17 protein-coding genes are annotated in these 17,233 nt (G+C 49.3%); 13 read left to right on the top strand and 4 right to left on the bottom strand.

Annotated features, from left to right (window positions below; genetic code table 11):
- The first annotated feature begins 23 nt into the window (after positions 1-23).
- Positions 24-842: a serine O-acetyltransferase gene (cysE, locus tag EPYR_RS00535; RefSeq protein WP_012666490.1), complete on the top strand. Its 819-nt coding sequence runs from the start codon at positions 24-26 to the stop codon at positions 840-842.
- Between the two features lie 98 nt (positions 843-940).
- Here cysE and trmL read toward each other — a convergent pair whose 3' ends face one another.
- Genes trmL through cpxR form a run of 3 tightly spaced genes read right to left on the bottom strand, consistent with a single transcriptional unit; the run spans position 941 to position 3,527 of the window.
- The gene (trmL, locus tag EPYR_RS00540; protein WP_012666491.1) at positions 941-1,411 is read right to left on the bottom strand and encodes a tRNA (uridine(34)/cytosine(34)/5-carboxymethylaminomethyluridine(34)-2'-O)-methyltransferase TrmL; all 471 of its coding nucleotides are present in this window, start codon (positions 1,409-1,411) and stop codon (positions 941-943) included.
- 38 nt (positions 1,412-1,449) lie between these two features.
- The gene (gene cpxA / locus EPYR_RS00545; RefSeq protein ID WP_012666492.1) at positions 1,450-2,829 is read right to left on the bottom strand and encodes an envelope stress sensor histidine kinase CpxA; all 1,380 of its coding nucleotides are present in this window, start codon (positions 2,827-2,829) and stop codon (positions 1,450-1,452) included.
- Positions 2,826-3,527 carry an envelope stress response regulator transcription factor CpxR gene (gene cpxR, locus EPYR_RS00550; protein WP_012666493.1) on the bottom strand — a complete coding sequence of 234 codons (702 nt, stop codon included), beginning with the start codon at positions 3,525-3,527 and terminating at the stop codon, positions 2,826-2,828. The genes cpxA and cpxR overlap by 4 nt, the downstream gene beginning before the upstream one ends.
- Positions 3,528-3,679: 152 nt before the next feature.
- Between cpxR and cpxP the strand changes: the two genes are divergently transcribed.
- From cpxP to EPYR_RS00575, 5 genes are all read left to right on the top strand, one after another.
- Positions 3,680-4,189 (top strand): cell-envelope stress modulator CpxP, encoded by a 510-nt coding sequence (cpxP, locus tag EPYR_RS00555; protein ID WP_012666494.1) that lies wholly within the window; start codon positions 3,680-3,682, stop codon positions 4,187-4,189.
- Positions 4,190-4,324: 135 nt separating this feature from the next.
- Positions 4,325-5,227: a CDF family cation-efflux transporter FieF gene (fieF, locus tag EPYR_RS00560; protein WP_012666495.1), complete on the top strand. Its 903-nt coding sequence runs from the start codon at positions 4,325-4,327 to the stop codon at positions 5,225-5,227.
- 206 nt (positions 5,228-5,433) lie between these two features.
- Positions 5,434-6,396 (top strand): 6-phosphofructokinase, encoded by a 963-nt coding sequence (pfkA, locus tag EPYR_RS00565; protein ID WP_012666496.1) that lies wholly within the window; start codon positions 5,434-5,436, stop codon positions 6,394-6,396.
- 143 nt (positions 6,397-6,539) lie between these two features.
- Positions 6,540-7,529: a sulfate ABC transporter substrate-binding protein gene (locus EPYR_RS00570; RefSeq protein ID WP_012666497.1), complete on the top strand. Its 990-nt coding sequence runs from the start codon at positions 6,540-6,542 to the stop codon at positions 7,527-7,529.
- Between the two features lie 186 nt (positions 7,530-7,715).
- A complete protein-coding gene (locus tag EPYR_RS00575; RefSeq protein WP_012666498.1) occupies positions 7,716-8,495 on the top strand; it encodes a CDP-diacylglycerol diphosphatase in 780 nt (259 codons plus the stop codon).
- Between the two features lie 63 nt (positions 8,496-8,558).
- Here EPYR_RS00575 and yhjD read toward each other — a convergent pair whose 3' ends face one another.
- Complete coding sequence (gene yhjD / locus EPYR_RS00580; RefSeq protein WP_012666499.1) at positions 8,559-9,581, bottom strand: inner membrane protein YhjD; 1,023 nt, start codon at positions 9,579-9,581, stop codon at positions 8,559-8,561.
- Positions 9,582-10,382: 801 nt separating this feature from the next.
- On the opposite strand from yhjD, the gene speD reads away from it, so the two are divergent.
- Genes speD through EPYR_RS00615 form a run of 7 tightly spaced genes read left to right on the top strand, consistent with a single transcriptional unit; the run spans position 10,383 to position 17,232 of the window.
- A complete protein-coding gene (gene speD, locus EPYR_RS00585) occupies positions 10,383-10,847 on the top strand; it encodes an adenosylmethionine decarboxylase (RefSeq protein WP_014538426.1) in 465 nt (154 codons plus the stop codon).
- The gene (locus EPYR_RS00590) at positions 10,828-11,685 is read left to right on the top strand and encodes a spermidine synthase (RefSeq protein ID WP_014538427.1); all 858 of its coding nucleotides are present in this window, start codon (positions 10,828-10,830) and stop codon (positions 11,683-11,685) included. Before speD ends, EPYR_RS00590 begins: the two co-directional genes overlap by 20 nt.
- A gap of 16 nt (positions 11,686-11,701) precedes the next feature.
- Positions 11,702-12,802: an amidinotransferase gene (locus tag EPYR_RS00595; RefSeq protein ID WP_012666502.1), complete on the top strand. Its 1,101-nt coding sequence runs from the start codon at positions 11,702-11,704 to the stop codon at positions 12,800-12,802.
- Positions 12,795-14,177, top strand: a complete 1,383-nt coding sequence (locus EPYR_RS00600) for a phenylacetate--CoA ligase family protein (protein WP_012666503.1) — start codon at positions 12,795-12,797, stop codon at positions 14,175-14,177. Before EPYR_RS00595 ends, EPYR_RS00600 begins: the two co-directional genes overlap by 8 nt.
- A gap of 7 nt (positions 14,178-14,184) precedes the next feature.
- On the top strand, positions 14,185-15,408 hold the full coding sequence (locus tag EPYR_RS00605) for an ATP-grasp domain-containing protein (RefSeq protein WP_012666504.1): 1,224 nt from the start codon (positions 14,185-14,187) through the stop codon (positions 15,406-15,408).
- Positions 15,405-16,424 carry an ATP-binding cassette domain-containing protein gene (locus EPYR_RS00610; protein ID WP_012666505.1) on the top strand — a complete coding sequence of 340 codons (1,020 nt, stop codon included), beginning with the start codon at positions 15,405-15,407 and terminating at the stop codon, positions 16,422-16,424. The genes EPYR_RS00605 and EPYR_RS00610 overlap by 4 nt, the downstream gene beginning before the upstream one ends.
- The gene (locus EPYR_RS00615; RefSeq protein ID WP_014538428.1) at positions 16,399-17,232 is read left to right on the top strand and encodes an ABC-2 family transporter protein; all 834 of its coding nucleotides are present in this window, start codon (positions 16,399-16,401) and stop codon (positions 17,230-17,232) included. The genes EPYR_RS00610 and EPYR_RS00615 overlap by 26 nt, the downstream gene beginning before the upstream one ends.
- The last annotated feature ends 1 nt before the right edge of the window (position 17,233 follow it).

Below are 17,233 nucleotides of genomic sequence, written 5' to 3' on the forward strand. Positions count from 1 at the left end.
CCATTTTTTATGGGGAGAAAGTCATGTGTGTGGAACCTGAACAGATCTGGGATGACATCAAAACGGAAGCGCGCGAGCTGGCCGAATGTGAACCGATGCTGGCCAGTTTTTACCATGCCACGTTGTTAAAACATGACGACCTGGGCAGCGCGTTGAGCTACATGCTGGCTAATAAGTTGGCAAATCCGATTATGCCGGCCATTGCCGTGCGCGAAGTGATTCAGGACGCCTACCGGCAAGAGCCGTCGATGATTATCTCCGCCGCCTGCGATATCCAGGCAGTGCGTCAGCGCGATCCGGCGGTGGACAAGTACTCCACGCCGCTACTCTATCTGAAGGGCTTCCATGCTTTACAGGCTTACCGTATTGGCCACTGGTTGTGGAACGAAGGTCGCCGGGCGCTCGCCGTCTATCTGCAAAACGAAATTTCCGTCTCATTCGCCGTCGATATCCACCCAGCGGCGAAAATTGGTCGTGGCATTATGCTTGACCACGCCACCGGCATCGTTGTCGGCGAAACGGCAATTATTGAAGACGATGTCTCGATTCTGCAATCGGTAACGCTCGGCGGCACCGGTAAAACCAGTGGCGATCGTCACCCCAAGATTCGCGAAGGGGTAATGATCGGTGCCGGTGCCAAGATCCTCGGTAATATCGAAGTAGGGCGTGGTGCGAAGATCGGGGCGGGTTCGGTGGTGCTACAACCTGTGCCTCCGCACACCACCGCTGCGGGTGTTCCGGCTCGCATCGTCGGTAAACCCAACAGCGACAAGCCATCAATGGAAATGGATCAGCACTTCAACGGGATGCTGCCAGGTTTCGAATTTGGTGACGGGATCTGACAACGTGCTATTCGTTTGCCATCCGCGCAGTGGCGGCGCCCGCCGCTCCCTGGCCTGATCCGTACATTCCGGCATCTCTGCACCGGCTGCGACGCTAGTCAAGTTCTCAGTATTGCGCCAGCATAATCCAGCTGTCTCCACGCCTCGTAGACCACCACAGAAACCGCGTTAGATAAATTCATGCTGCGGCTGTCCGGCATCATCGGAATGCGAATTTTCTGCTGTGCTGGCAGGGCATCAAGAACCCTGGCCGGCAGACCCCGCGTCTCCGGTCCAAACAACAGGTAATCTCCCGCCTGAAAGCTTACCGCGCTGTGTGCAGGCGTTCCTTTCGTGGTTAAGGCAAACAGACGCTGTGGCGCTTCCGAGGCGGCAAACGCTTCGTAGCTGGCATGATGCCTGATTGCCGCGAATTCATGATAGTCCAGCCCGGCCCGGCGCAGCCGTTTATCATCCCAGGCGAAACCGAGAGGCTCTATCACATGCAGCTGAAAGCCGGTATTGGCGCAAAGGCGAATGATATTCCCGGTATTGGGCGGGATTTCGGGTTCAAATAAAACGATATGCATGTTGTGGCCCTCAGGAACGAGGGCCGAAGGATAGCAAATTATTCGCTGTGAGTGGTATACAGCGGCAGCCATATTGTCAGGCGCAAACCACCCAGCGGGCTGTCATCGGCTTTGACCCAGCCATGATGTTGTTGAATGGCGTTGTCGACAATCGCCAGCCCCAGCCCGGTGCCGCCAGATTCACGGTCGCGCGCCTCATCGGTACGGTAGAACGGACGGAAAATCTGCCCCCGGTCTTCCTCGCTGACCCCCGGACCATCGTCATCGACATGCACGGTAATGCCCTTTTTGTCTACCGCGAAGCTAACTGAGATTTTACTGTGCGAGTAGCGTAGGGCATTGCGCACGATATTCTCAAGCGCGCTTTCCAGCGAACTGGGGTTACCGTATAGCGGCCAGGGGCCGGGAGGATAAGGGATTTCGAGCAATTTCCCCATCTGCTCTGCTTCAAAGCGCGCATCTTCCAGAACGTCCGACCACAAATGGTTAGCCTTGATCGCTTCGCTAATCAGCGCATTTTTGTGCTGGGTACGCGACAGCACCAGCAGGTCGTTAATCATCCCATCGAGCCGCTGCGCCTCTGTTTCAATACGCTCCAGTTCTTTACCTTCACCATGACGACGGCGCATCAGCGCGGTCGCAAGCTGCAGGCGCGTTAGCGGGGTACGCAGCTCATGGGAAATATCGGATAATAAGCGCTGCTGTGCATTCATCATGCGTTCCAGCGCGCTGACCATCTGGTTAAAGCTGGCTCCGGCCGCGAGGAATTCCTGGGGGCCGGACTCCAGTTCGGGCCGCTGACGCAAGTTGCCTGCTGCGACATCATCGGCGGCATGCTTTAGCTTACGCGCGGGTTTAGCCAGGCTCCATGCCAGCCACAGTAGCAGCGGGGAGCTAATCAGCATGGTGACAATCAGCAGCAACAGCGGGCGGTCAAACAGCAGATTGATAAAGTCCAGTTGTGAACTGCCTGCCGGGCGGATCAGATACAGCTGATAACTATCCTCGGCATCTCGGATGGAGAACGGGCCGACCATCTCCAGTCGGCCATACTTTTTCTTCTGCGGTCGGTCGGCGTTATCAGACTGACCGATAAAATTACGGATCACCTGCATTTCACTATGCTGCGCGCCAATCACGCGTCCTTCACTGGTGACCAGCAGCAGGCGTTGCCCGGGGGGTGCCCATTTGTCTATGGCGCGAAACAGCCTGCGCCACCACATTAAATCATTGGGCGGATCCTGCCTGAGTTCCGCTTCAACGTGCTGTTCAATCATCGTGCCCTGCCGCTGCTCGTTGTCCAGCAGCGGCGTCATCTGGCGCGAATCAAGTTTGGGCAGCATTAACACCAGCATCAGTACCAGTGCCAAGGTAAGCCAGAAAATGGCAAAGATACGGGTGGTCAGGCTGGATATCATGTCGCGGATACCATCAGGTAACCCCGGCCTCGCAACGTTTTGAACCACGGATGCCCATCCTGGCGTTCCGGTAATTTACGCCGCAGGTTGGAGATATGCATATCAATTGCCCGGTCAAATGGCGTCAGACGCTTGCCCAGTACTTCCTGACTGAGATGTTCACGAGACACCACCTGGCCCAGATGCTGTGCCAGCAGGTAGAGCAGCGTAAATTCGGTCCCCGTTAAATCCAGGGTTTCCCCATCGAAGCTGGCTTCCTGACGGCCCGGATTCAAGCGTAACAGGTCAATTTCCAACGTCGGGGAGCTGTTATCGTGCTGCAGATGCTGCTGTTCGCTCCAGTTTGAACGGCGCAGAATAGCGCGAATACGTGCAACCAGCTCCCGATCGTTGAAGGGTTTTGGCAGGTAGTCATCAGCCCCCAGTTCAAGCCCAAGGACGCGGTCCAGTTCGCTTCCGCGCGCTGTTAACATAATGACCGGCGTCTGATGCTGTTGACGCAGTTCCTTTAGGGTATCGATGCCGTTTTTCTTGGGCATCATTACATCAAGTAATAACAGGTCGACGGTGCTGTCCAGTAGCGTCAGAGCTTGCTCGCCATCACCAGCAACCAGAACGTTAAACCCTTCCATTTCAAGCAATTCCTTCAGCAGCGAAGTCAATTCGCGGTCGTCGTCAACCAATAAGATCTTATTCATTTTTTGTTGCCCTCCGCAGGCAAAATACCGTGAACGAATGCGCTCAATCTACGACTTTACGTAGTTTTACACCCCCTGACGCATGTTTGCAGCATGCTCCGTAGACTCGATTTGGTTGAATCGAAATACGGAAACGTATGTGGGAGTGAACGATGCGCAAAGTAACTGCCGTCGTTGTGGTTCCGGCGCTGATAATTACCTTCTTCGTCGCCTGGTCTGCAAATGCCGCGACGACTGGAGAGATGCATCAGGATGACGGAACGAACCGTACACTGAGGCAAGTTCCACAAAGCAACATGTTCGATGGCATCAGCCTGACAGAGCAGCAACGTCAGGAGATGCGTGACCTGATGCAGCAGGCCAGGTACGATCGATCTCCTATAAGTATTAGCGATTTAGACCAACTGCACGAGCTGATTATTGCAGATAAATTTGATAAAGCGGCCTACGAGGCTCAGGCGAAGAAAATTGCGCATGCTGAAGTTGCCCGCCAGGTCGAAATGGGCAGGGTTCGCAACCAGATGTACCATTTGTTAACGCCCCAGCAGCAAAGCATTTTGCAACAGAAACACCAGCAGCGCCTTGGTGAACTGCGCAGGCTGACGAATATGCAGTTATCTTCACCGCTGCAGGCAGCAAGTAGCACTGATAGCACCCCTTAGTAACCATTAACCACTAACACATTATCCCTGTTTTCCTTGCCATAGACATACCCCTGTCTACCCCCGCCATGATGGCGGGGTTTTTTTTGCCGCAGATCCCGTATACTTAACCGACTAAATCAGGTGAGTAGCGCTATGAAGGCAAACTATGCGCGGCAGGTTTTTGCGGCGGCGATTGCAGCCACGGTACTGGCTTCGCTGCTGTTGATTATTAAAATTTTCGCCTGGTGGTATACCGGGTCGGTCAGCGTGCTTGCGGCGCTGGTGGATTCGCTGGTTGATATTGCCGCTTCATTAACTAACCTGCTGGTTGTGCGTTATTCGTTGCAGCCCGCCGATGCCGAACACACTTTTGGTCACGGTAAAGCCGAGTCTCTCGCTGCGCTGGCGCAAAGTATGTTTATCTGTGGTTCCGCGCTTTTCCTGTTCCTTACCGGCTTACAACATCTTGCCTCCCCTGAACAGATGAAAGCCCCTTTGGTGGGGATTATCGTCACGCTGACAGCACTGGTTTCTACATTGATTCTGGTCACTTTCCAGCGCTGGGTGGTACGCCATACTTGCAGTCAGGCCATCCGTGCCGACATGCTGCACTATCAGTCTGACGTGGTGATGAATGGCGCTATTTTGCTGGCCCTGGCGCTGAGCGGGTATGGTTTTCACCGTGCCGATGCGTTGTTTGCTTTAGGCATTGGCTGCTGGATTTTATATAGCGCTCTACGTATGGGATATGATGCGGTACAGGCACTGCTCGACCGTGCTCTGCCCGTTGCAGAACATCAGGCGATTGTTGATATTGTCGCAGCCTGGCCTGGCGTGTGTGGCGCACATGATATTCGTACCCGTCAGTCCGGCCCCACGCGTTTTATCCAGCTGCATCTGGAAATGGACGATCATCTGCCGCTGTGTAAGGCGCATCAGCTGGCGGACCAGGTTGAACAGGCGCTGCTGCATAAGTTTCCCGGTTCTGACGTGATAATTCATCAGGACCCTCGCTCTGTGGTAGCGAAAGAACGCCGTGGAAAATTTGGCCAGTAATAGGATCTCAGGGAAAAGGCGTGCTTAAGTTGTCATAAAGATGCGACAGCGTAAAAAAATAGCCAAATACTGCCAGACCTCAACCAATTCAGCCTACAGGGTTTGATATACTGTTGCCATTACTTGAGTCGATTGCCTTTTTTTGCGCTTCGACCCGCTGCGGCGTCCAGAATTCATTATTTGCATCAACAAGTTCAGAGGTTGTCATGATCAAAAAAATCGGTGTACTGACCAGTGGTGGCGATGCCCCAGGCATGAATGCGGCGATCCGTGGTGTTGTGCGCGCCGCCCTTAGCGAAGGTCTTGAAGTTTGCGGCATTTATGACGGCTATCTGGGCTTGTATGAGGACCGCATGATCAATCTCGACCGCTACAGCGTATCGGATATGATTAACCGTGGCGGTACCTTCCTGGGTTCCGCACGCTTCCCGGAGTTTCGCCATGAGGATGTGCGCAGCGTCGCCATCGAAAACATGAAGAAACGCGGCATAGACGCACTGGTGGTGATCGGCGGTGATGGTTCGTATATGGGGGCCAAGCGCCTGACCGAAATGGGCTTCCCATGTATTGGTCTGCCGGGCACCATTGATAACGACGTGGCCGGCACTGATTACACCATTGGCTATTTCACCGCGCTGGAAACCGTGGTGGAGGCGATCGACCGCTTGCGTGATACTTCGTCCTCGCACCAGCGTATTTCAATCGTTGAGGTGATGGGGCGTTACTGTGGCGATCTGACGCTGGCAGCGGCGATTGCCGGTGGCTGTGAGTTTATCGTACTGCCGGAAATTCCTTATACTCGTGAGGAGCTGGTGAATGAGATCAAAGCCGGGATTGCCAAAGGTAAAAAGCACGCGATTGTAGCGATCACGGAACATATCTGCGATATCGACGAGCTGGCGAAATATATCGAACAGGAAACCAAACGCGAAACGCGCTCAACGGTGCTGGGTCATATTCAGCGCGGCGGTGCTCCGGTTGCTTATGACCGTATTCTCGCGTCACGCATGGGTGCCTACTCGATAGAACTGCTGTTACAAGGTTACGGTGGGCGCTGTGTCGGCATTCAGAATGAGAAGATGGTGCATCACGATATTATCGATGCGATTGAAAACATGAAACGTCCGTTTAAAGGTGACTGGCTGGATACCGCCAAGAAACTCTACTAGCCAGAAACAAGGCGCTGGTTATCAGCGCCTTTTCCAGGTAAAACCTTATTCCATATAGTTATGACAACTAATTTTTAATTCTTTAATACGTGCAACACTCTGTGTCACGCTCCCTGACAGTTAAACCTTTGGGAGTGCGTGCAATGAATAAGTGGAGCGTGGGAGTTACCCTGTTACTGGCCTCAACCAGCGTACTGGCGAAGGACATCCAGCTATTAAACGTGTCATATGATCCGACCCGTGAACTGTATGAACAGTACAATAGAGCGTTCAGCGCGCACTACAAGCAGGAAACCGGCGACAACGTTATAATCCGTCAGTCGCATGGCGGATCCGGCAAGCAGGCAACCTCAGTCATTAATGGTATCAAAGCCGATGTGGTGACGCTGGCGCTGGCGTCTGACGTTGACGCGATTGCTGAACGTGGCCGTATAGACAAGAACTGGATCACCCGTCTGCCGGATAACTCCGCACCTTACACCTCGACGATTGTGTTCCTGGTACGCAAGGGAAATCCGAAACAGATTCACGATTGGCCGGATCTGATCAAGCCGGGCGTATCGGTGATTACGCCGAATCCTAAAACGTCCGGCGGAGCACGCTGGAACTATCTGGCGGCCTGGGGATGGGCGCTGGATCACAATCACGGCGACCCGGCGAAAGCGCAGGAATACGTTAAGGCGCTGTTCAATAATGTTGAAGTACAGGACTCCGGCGCGCGCGGCGCAACCAATACCTTCGTTGAACGTGGCATCGGTGATGTGTTGATCGCATGGGAAAATGAGGCTTATCTGGCGGTTAATAAGCTGGGTAAAGACCAGTTCGAGATCGTTACCCCGAGCGAGTCGATCCTGGCTGAACCCACGGTTTCCGTCGTTGATAAAGTGGTCGACGATCGCGACACGCGTAAAGTGGCCGATGATTATCTGAAGTACCTCTATTCCACTGAAGGGCAGGACATTGCCGCACAAAACTTCTACCGCCCGCGTGATGCCGCCGTGGCTAAGAAGTACGCCAGCACCTTCCAGCCGGTGAAGTTGTTTACCATTGATGGCAAGTTCGGTGGCTGGAGCCAGGCACAGAAAACCCACTTCGCAGAAGGCGGCACATACGACCAGGTGATGAAGCGCTAGTTCATTCCTTGATACCGCCAAAGGGAGCTGACAACGGTCGGCTCTTTTTTTTGGGCAGTATTTGATTTAAGTGAGTGTCATAGTTAGTTTATTTCCAATAAATACGCGGAGAATGTGTGATTCACCATGATTTTCTACCTTGCTTAGATTACATTGTGAGCAATTATCGGGTAGAGGTTTGAAATAATGCAGGAGCGAAAACGGGTCGTTACCGTTCTGATAGTTTTCGTGGGACTGATGACAGTATTCTTTGTCTATATCGCACTGAATTTTAGCAATAAATCAAATTATCTTTGGCAGGTAATCAGTCACCAATGTATTCCAGGTCAGCAGCTGAAGAGCAACCCGGCTCCATGCCGTCAGGTCAATATCGCTGATGGATACGTGGTAATGAAAGATCGTAATGGCCAGCTGCAATTTTTACTGATTCCAGTTTCCAAAATTACTGGAATTGAAAGTCAAAAACTACTGAATCCTGCGACGCCTAATTTTCTCTCTGAAGCATGGCGGACACGTCATTTTATGGAAGAACGGCGCGGAGAACTTATAGACGATCGCTTTTATGCACTGGCCGTCAATTCACGCTGGGGACGTACACAAAATCAGCTTCATATCCATATCTCCTGTCTGCGCCCGGATATTCGTCAGCGGCTGGATCATCTAAGCCCGAAGCTGGATGCTACATGGCAAACCTATCGGCTCGGAGAGCGTGAATATCTGCTGCGGGTGGTGACGCGCGACGAATTTAAACGCACCAGCCCGTTTATCCGTCTGGCGAATGAACTGCCCGGCGCACGCGATGATATGGGCAGTTACGGCATCGCTGTCGCGGCATTAGGGGACGATAAACGGGTTTTGATGGTCGTGAAACGTCATCTGCTGTTGCTGAACCGAGCTTCTGCCGAGGAATTGCAGGATCACAGTTGCGCACTGTTAAAACAAAACATCGCGCGGGGCGGGGTTTAAAGCCAGTGCCGACAAAAATCATGCCCGGGCCGATCCGTACTCAGGATCGACCCGTCTGCCTTATCAGCTTTTCTGCGCGTCTTCCGCATCTTCCGGGTTTTCAGGGTCGTTTTGGTATTGTGCCGTGGCGATCCATGCGGCACAGAACAGGATGAGTCGCGCAAAGAAGTAGAAAAAGGCCATCAGTCCCAGCACTGAACCGAAAGCAGCACCGGATGGCGACGAAGCCAGTTTAGGCAGTGTCAGGGTCATGATAAATTTGATCGCTTCAAAACCGATTGCCGCCAGCAGGGTACCGCGAAACAAGGCTCGTTTGCGCGGCTTATGGCGCGGCAGTATCCAGAAAATCCATAAGAACAGCAAATAGTTAGCAAAAATCGAGATCGACAAAGCGATCAGCGTCATCACCGGGCGTAACCATTCAATGTTCTCAAGCCCCAGCGCCCGCACGATGCTCGCCTGTGCCGCCCCGGCAATTGAGGTGAGTGACAGGGTGATAATTAATGCCAGTACCAGGCCGATGAGCGAAATAAAGTCGCGCGAGTATTTAAACCAGATTTTTTCCTGGTCCTGCGGTGCACGCTCCCAGACATCGCGTGACTGGGCGCGGATGGCCTCGCGCAGGTTACCCATCCAGCTAATGCCGGAATAAAGGGCAACCAGCAGGCCCGTCAGGCCGACGGTGGTGCGTTGCTGAATGGCGGTATTTACCGTATTTTTTAGCGTAGATGCCAGCGACGGATCGCTAATGTTACCGACGATTTTGCCGATCAGCTCGGTCAGCAGGCTCTGATTCGAGGCGAGTACGAAACCGACGGCGGCAAAAGAGACCATCAGGATGGGAATAAGTGACAAAAATGAAAAATAGGTAATGGCAGCGCCAAACTGGCTGCCCAGGCGGTCGTTAAATCGTTCTCCGGCCCGTAAAAAGTGCGCTACCGCCGGAATAGCCTGGAACCAGCTAACCAGCCGTGAGACGCGGGTGATAGATTTGTCGATAGTATGATTACCGGTTTTTATCGCAATTAACGGCTTATCCGCAGACTGCTGTGAGTTTTCGGTGTCGCATTGTTGATTATCCGTCATGAATCCTTCTTTAATCCTTCTGAGAAACGGTCTGCTGCCAATTATAGCCTGCTGGTCAGTCAACGTAAGGTTTAAGAGCCTGGCTAAGCCAGTAAATGAGTCCCTGTCGTCTCTACGGTGGATTAAAAGTCAGGCCGCCCTCTCAATCTGGTTACATTGATTATCATAGTTGCATAACGATAAATGACCGTTGTTTTTATGAGGGCTTATCTCAACTTTCACTTGTTACATTCCCAGCTTGTAAACGTGCCGGAATGAGCGATCGACTACACTTGCTTCGCTCCATCACCGCTAACGTTACCCGTCTGACATATGACTTTATTAAAAAGGCTATAGCAATCGCTCAGTAAAGTTGACCGGCATCGCATCGGGATTGATCCCGTAACAACTGTCGCGCACCAGCAAAACAGCCACATTCCGTCAGATTGACTCAACGGCTTTTTTTAAAAAAAGCAGAATGCACTGAAGGCGTTTTACACATTACGACAGCAACAAACGGTAGCGACGATTCTATAAACAGCTTGAGATGTACAACGTGTATCAATGCCGGTAAGGATGCCTTGTTTGCGCATTTAGCCGAGCAAGACGCGGGCGAACTTGATTGATAGTCGTTTGAATATTAACCACTTATTGGTTTGTTTAATGATTGTTTATTAATTTTTATTAACGTATTTTTGGCGCCTTTGTTTAATACTTAAAAATTAATGAAACTTTTTTCCATTGAATTCAGTTTGTTGTAACTTCTCGCCTTGACGAAAGCTATAGAAAACACAAATAAAATTTGACGTAACCGGATAGGGGGTGTTAGAAATTATTTCGCAGGGTAAGTATTTTGTTGTTTTTTTTAAAATTCATAAGGAAATACTCGCAATGTCATTGGGAAATAAGGATTCTTCCGGTTTTTCGTTTAGCGGAAAACATGTTTTTGCCGAGTTCTACGGAGTACTTAATTCACTTCTTAACGATGAAGATCACCTCGCAAAAATAATGCGTGACGCAGTTGCTGCTTCGGGGGCAACTATCCTCAATGAAACATCGCATAAATTTATTCCTGAAGGTTGCACTGCGTTACTCCTTCTGTCGGAATCTCATGCATCTATTCATACTTATCCCAGCCATTCAGCCGCGTTCATCGATATATTCACCTGTGGTGACTGCAATCCGAATTTAGCTATCCGGGAAATTGAAAAAGCACTGAACCCAACAAGAGTCAATTCAACCTGTGTTATCAGAGGAGATGCAAAGTATGTTGAGCAAAATCATTGAACCAATTGGTAAAGGTGTCAGTCGCGTGTGGGATATTGAAGAAATTATTTTTTCAAAAAAAACGCCTTTTCAGGAGATGGTCATAGCGAAGACGGGGCAAGGTGTTAGCTTGTTCTGTAACAATGAACGACAAAGCGTTGAAGAATCACAACTCATTTATCATGAAGGGCAAATTATTCCTGCCGCATTATTCTGCGGGGAAATTAAACATGTTCTGGTTGTAGGTTCGAGTGAAGGAGTCATCAGTAAGCTTGCACTTGAATTGGGAGCAAAGAAAGTCACTCATGTGGACATTGATGCTGAATGCGTGGATGCCTGTGCCAGATTTCTTCCTTACGGCTACACCACGGAAGAGGTTCAGTTGGCAAAAGAGGATAATGGCCCTGTTCATCTCATTATTGGTGATGGTTATAAGTTTATTGATGATGCAATAGCCAGAGGCGATAAGTACGACATCATTGTGTTGGATCTGCCTGATGAGCAGGAAGATTCTGTGCAGCAAAACCGGCTTTATACGTCTGAGTTCAACGAAAAAATTACGCAGTTACTGACACCGGAAGGCGTATATATTTCACAAGCTGGCTGTAGCACCTGGTGGCGAAATAAGACATTGAGTCAGTCGGTGAAAAGATTCAATGACAGCTTTAAAAGCATTGTTTTCTTTGAAATGGAAGAACAAAACTGGGTCTGGCTAGTCGGGGCAAATTTCGCATGCGATGATATCGTCGGCAGAATGAAACAAAAACTGATTAACCTTCCTTACCTGCCCAAATTTATCGATAGTCAGTCAATTATTAAATCTACAATATTGCCGGTTTCCTTACGTAACAGCCAATAACAGGGCAGGCGATGATATGAATTTTCAAAAAGAAGAATCTCGTATTTATGCCCCTGAGAAGAGTCCTGTTGAAGTGTATACAGAATGGGATCCGCTTGAGGAAGTCATCGTTGGGATTGTCGATGATATTCGTGTTCCTGAATGGGACCCTGGGCTTGATGCCGTCATCCCAAAGAATGCAAAAAACTTTTTCAAAAAACATTCTGCGGGTCGATTTCCCGAGGAATTAATTGCACTCGCTAAAAAGGACGTCGACCGGCTGGCGGATATTTTGCGTAGTGAAGGGGTTCGGGTTCGCAGGCCGGAAGAAGTTAATCATCATAAAACTATTATCACGCCGCACTTCACTACCGGAGGTGGGTTCTACTCAGCAATGCCGCGCGACTGCCTGTTGGCGATAGGCAAGAAAATTATCGAAGTTCCGATGGCCTGGCGGAGTCGATACTTTGAAACGTTTTCATTTCGGGAAATTCTCAACGATTATTTCACCCGTGGTGCCGAGTGGCTGGCTGCGCCCAAACCGATGCTAAAGGACTCGCTCTGGAAAGCCAATCATGATTGTGAGCAGGAAGAAAAGTTCGATTCAGCGATCGATGAATCCGAGCCGGTTTTTGATGCGGCGGACTTTATGAAAATGGGTAAAGACATCATCGGTCAACGTAGCCATGTTACCAATGATAAAGGCATTGAATGGTTGCGCCGGACGCTGGGCGATGAATACCGTATTCATATTTATGAGTTTGATGATGCCTCACCTATGCATATCGATACCACCATACTTCCTCTGGCGCCGGGGCGGGTACTGGTGAATAAGGCGTGGGTTTCACAGATCCCAGACATTTTCAGGGATTGGGAAATTCTGACGCCACCCCCCTCGACACTGGATAATGCGCATCCGCTGTTTATGACCTCCAAATGGATTCATACCAACGTCCTGATGCTTGATGAAAAAACCGTTGTCATTGAAAAAGATGAAGTGTTTTTGCAGCAAGCATTCTGTCAATGGGGGTTCAAAACAATTCTCTGTCCCTTTAAGCATTTTCAAACCTTTGGTGGTTCATTTCATTGTGCCACCCTGGATGTGAAACGGAGCGGGAGCCTGAAATCCTATGTCTGAAGTTTATAATGTGCGGGAATACCACGGCGGAATTCAGACGATTATGCGTTATGCCGACGTGGAACCTTTAGGGGTGGAGAGCATTGAACGGCAAACAGAAATGAGGCAATTACTTGAAAAGGAATATGCTGAATTTCGGGGAAGACTGACTCTTGACCGGGAACAGCTTGATGCCTGGAAACTTGAGAGACTACGCAGCATGGTTGACTGGGCATTTACCACTTCGCCCTTCTATCATGAAAAATACCGAAGCTGTGGTTATGAAAAAGGCGCAATACGTACATATCGCGATTTCGCCACATTGCCCAGCATCAGCAAGGATGATGTGATAGCGCATTTTCCGCTGGGGATGCCATCAAACAAGTTCAAGCCCGCCAGCTGCCGCTGGATGAGTAGTTCCGGCTCTTCAGGAAAACAGGTACAGATAATCCTGCCGCAGCACCGCGCTAATCTCGATATTTTGCACAAATATCGCATGTTTGAGTTTATGTCTGGTCGTCATCTGGATCCCAGTCGCTGGATCTACAACATTCACTACTGTGTATGGTGGCATACGTCGGTTCTGGGAGACTACAGAGTATTTACCCTGAGTCAGGATTGCCCCGGATTCTATGCGTTAAAGCATATCAAGTACCTGAGACCGCAAATCATCTCATCAATTGGGAGCTATCTCCAGCAACTGGCAGCTATCGGCGAGCGGCTGGATGTGCACGGCGTGGAGTTGATATCAACCAATTCTGAAACCACCACCCAGCAAGAGCGCGATCGCTACGAGAGCATCTTCCGGGTGCCGGTTCGGGATGAATACTCATCGGAAGAACTCGATATCCTGGCCATGCAGTGCAGAGATAAGCATTACCATGTTGTTGAAGATGATGTGCATCTGGAAATCATCAACTGTGACAGCAATGGCGTTGGGGAAATTGTCGGCACCGATCTGTGGAACCAGGCAATGCCAATGATTCGTTATGAGCAAGGCGATTTGTGTGAAATGGATGAAAATGAGCAAAGCTGCACCTGCGGCAGCCATTTTCATCGTCTTAAAAAGCTTCATGGCAGAGCAGACCAAGGATTGACAACGCAGCAGGGGAAAACCATCCCGCCTGCAAGTATTCTGGACGCTGTGGAAAGGTTCTTCTGTCAGGATGACAGCAATATTTTGGAATTTCGTGTGGTACAACGCGCCCCTGACCACATTGATGTGCTGTATATCTGTCGCGACAAGACGGTTAGCCAGAATGACAGCATGTTTGACGCATTTCAGGCGCATCTTTGTAAGATTTTTGCCCATAAAGTTTACGTTAAGCCCGTTCAGTTAGACGAGATCCCGCCTGAAAAAAGTTACAAGAGAAGAACCGTTATTAATCAATGTTGAAACCGAAATGAAAAAAATACTGGTTGTTTCATGTGAGCTGGATATTACCGAGAAAATAGGCGAACTGGAGGAGATATATCATATCCCGTCATCCCGTTTTGTCTTTCTTATTGAGGATTTTACCGCCGCAGGCACTCTCACCGAGAGCGAGAGATATTTTATCGTGCGGGATTTTGCTGTTCATTCAGAGGTTGCTGCCGTTATTGAAAACATTTTTCTGATCCATCAGATAACTGAAGTCATTTCAAATGATGAATTCTCCGTTTTTGTCGCGTCATATGTTCGTGAAAGACTGCAGCTGGCGGGAATGAAATGCGAAGAGGCCAGAAAATACCGCGATAAGCAGCAGATGAAAAAGGTAGCCTCCTTTCATGGCATCCCGACGCCTGAACAATTTAGCCAGGAAGATGTTCGGCGGGGCGACGTCCCTTTTCCATTGGTGCTGAAGCCGCGTTCTCTTGCAGGCGCGGTAGGGGTCACCGTGTTGCAGAGCGCAGCGGAACTACCTGCTGAACTCGTGAGATGCGCTGAAGACTATCGGGATATGGATGACGGACAGTTCATCATTGAGGCCTATCATCCGGGAGATATTTTCCATATTGACTGTGCCATTTTTGCCGGGCGCATCGTGTTTATCTCTGTCGGGGTCTATGACGGCAAACCGCTGGATTATCTGCACGGTGCACTGCTGGGCAGCGTGTCGGTGCCGCATGAAGACGTCGCGGCAATCTGGCAGCCTTTTACTGAGAAACTGAGAGGCGCTTTCAACTTTCCTGATGGCGTCTTTCATATTGAAGCATTTGGCGGTAGCGATAAAGAACCGGCGCTGCTGGAAATTGCATTTCGCCCGGGTGGAGGGCCAATCACAGATGCTGTTCTCCATGCTTACGGCATAGACCTGCGTCGGGTGCATTTAGCTGCCCAGTTAGGTCTTATCTCTGAATTGAGGGTATCTGGTACAGATAATGCCTATGCCTGGTTACTCTATCCTAAAGACCACTCCTCTTCAGATAGAAAGAAGGTAAGGCATGTGACTATTCCCAGACTGGAAAAATTATCAACTTTGAAAGCTTATACGCTGGCGAAAATAGGCGATATGGCTTCAGGAGCATTCTACTGCCATAAAGATTGCCTGGGAATGTTTGTCTTCTCTGGCGATCGGGAACTTATCAACAGAGACTATAAGCAGTTAAAAACGGAATGCGCGTTTTTGCTGGGGATGGCAGAATGATATCACCTCTTATTGAAGTCAGTAATGTGTCTAAAATCTATCGAAGTAAGATTAAGGGGAAAGGTTTTCGGGGACGGCTGGATAATATATTTCGACCGCAATATACCCGCAGTAAGGTGATTGAGAATATTAGTTTTACCCTATATCAGGGGCAGTCATTAGCCATTCTCGGTCCTAATGGCGCCGGAAAATCGACCCTGATCAAGATATTGTCCGGCATCCAGCGTACGGATGAGGGCAGTGTCAGGGTTCTGGCGATGGACCCCTATGAAAAGAAAAAAAAGCTGTTCACCAATTTGGGTGTGGTATTTGGACATAAAAACTGTTTGTGGTGGGATCTACCATTGTATCGCAGTCTGGAAATGGTTCAGCCCCTGTACGGCCTTGAGCGAGATACTTTTCGTCAAGATCTGGCAGAAATATCCACTTTACTGAATATAGACAATATTATGGATAAGCCGGTGCGGTTATTAAGCCTTGGCGAGAGAGTGAAAAGCGAGCTTGCATTCAATCTGTCTTTCCGGCCGAAGATTCTTTTTCTTGATGAACCGACTATCGGGCTGGATATCTCATCCAAATATGAAATCCGCGAGCTTCTGAAAACGTTGAAACGTGAAAGAGGTGTTAGCTATATTATCACCAGCCACGACATGGGTGACATTGATGGTTACGTCGACGATATTATCTTGTTGCATAAAGGTAAAGAACAGTTCTACGGTAATATTGACGAGCTTAAAAACAGAATACCGTCAATGGTGACCATTACTCTTTTTTGTGAAAATTTAATGACGCCGTCCGCTGCTGCCCAAAGGGTTGACGAAATAGCGATAAAAGCATCTGTTATACTCCAGGGTAAGCTGATTAAAGATGATGAGATAGCCATTGATATTTCACTTTCTCGTGAGGCTTGCCCTCGCTTCATACAGGCGCTGACTGCTGAACTCAGTTGTGCTTTTTCTGTTTCTACTCCCTCACTGGAGGAGATGCTTCGTGTTAAATTTAAAGAATTTAACTAACCGCTTCTTCGCCATTTATCTCTATGCCAGAAATGGTATGTTGACGGTCGTCAATGACAAGGCAATGTTTTTTACCGATTTTGTTATGGGTACGCTTTCCCCCTTTATCGTTCAGCTTATTTTGTGGAGTGCCATATTTACTGCGGAAAGAAATAGCGTTAATAACTTTAATTTTAACGATATTGTTTATTATTATGCTTTCGCACTGATATTGTCACGTTTGAATAACGGTTATGATCTAATCCGGACCCTTTCAGAACATATCCGGGAAGGGGCGTTAGAAGTCTGGCTGACAAAACCGTTTAGTTACCTCACTCAGAGATTGTTTACGTTCCTCGGCGAAAGTGTGCTATATGCCATACCTCTTCTGGTCATTTATAGCATTAAACATACTTCAATGGATTACGAAGGAAACGCAGTTTTTATTCTTCTCAATGCGTTGATGACGATTATTATGGTCATTGTTCTTTCGCAATTGCTCTGCTTTTTACTCTCTTTCGGTCTTTCGTTACTCAGTTTCTGGGTTATTGAGTATAACATTTTGCTGTCATTTAGCATTCTGAGTTCATCTCTGCTCGGAGGCGTACTTCTGCCGCCCTCCTTCTGGCCTGAATGGCTGATGCCAGTAATGAAATATAACCCGTGGCACTTTATCATATCGGCACCTGCAGAATATCTTACAACTTATAACCAGGCGATACTTCACCATTTTTTACTCGGCAGTGTTGCTTATATCATTATGATTTTACTTTTCGTCCGTGTTGTCTGGGATAAAGGGATGAAAGTTTACAACGGTGCAGGTGGATGAT

Source organism: Erwinia pyrifoliae DSM 12163 (genome assembly GCF_000026985.1).
Classification (GTDB): Bacteria; Pseudomonadota; Gammaproteobacteria; order Enterobacterales; family Enterobacteriaceae; genus Erwinia; species Erwinia pyrifoliae.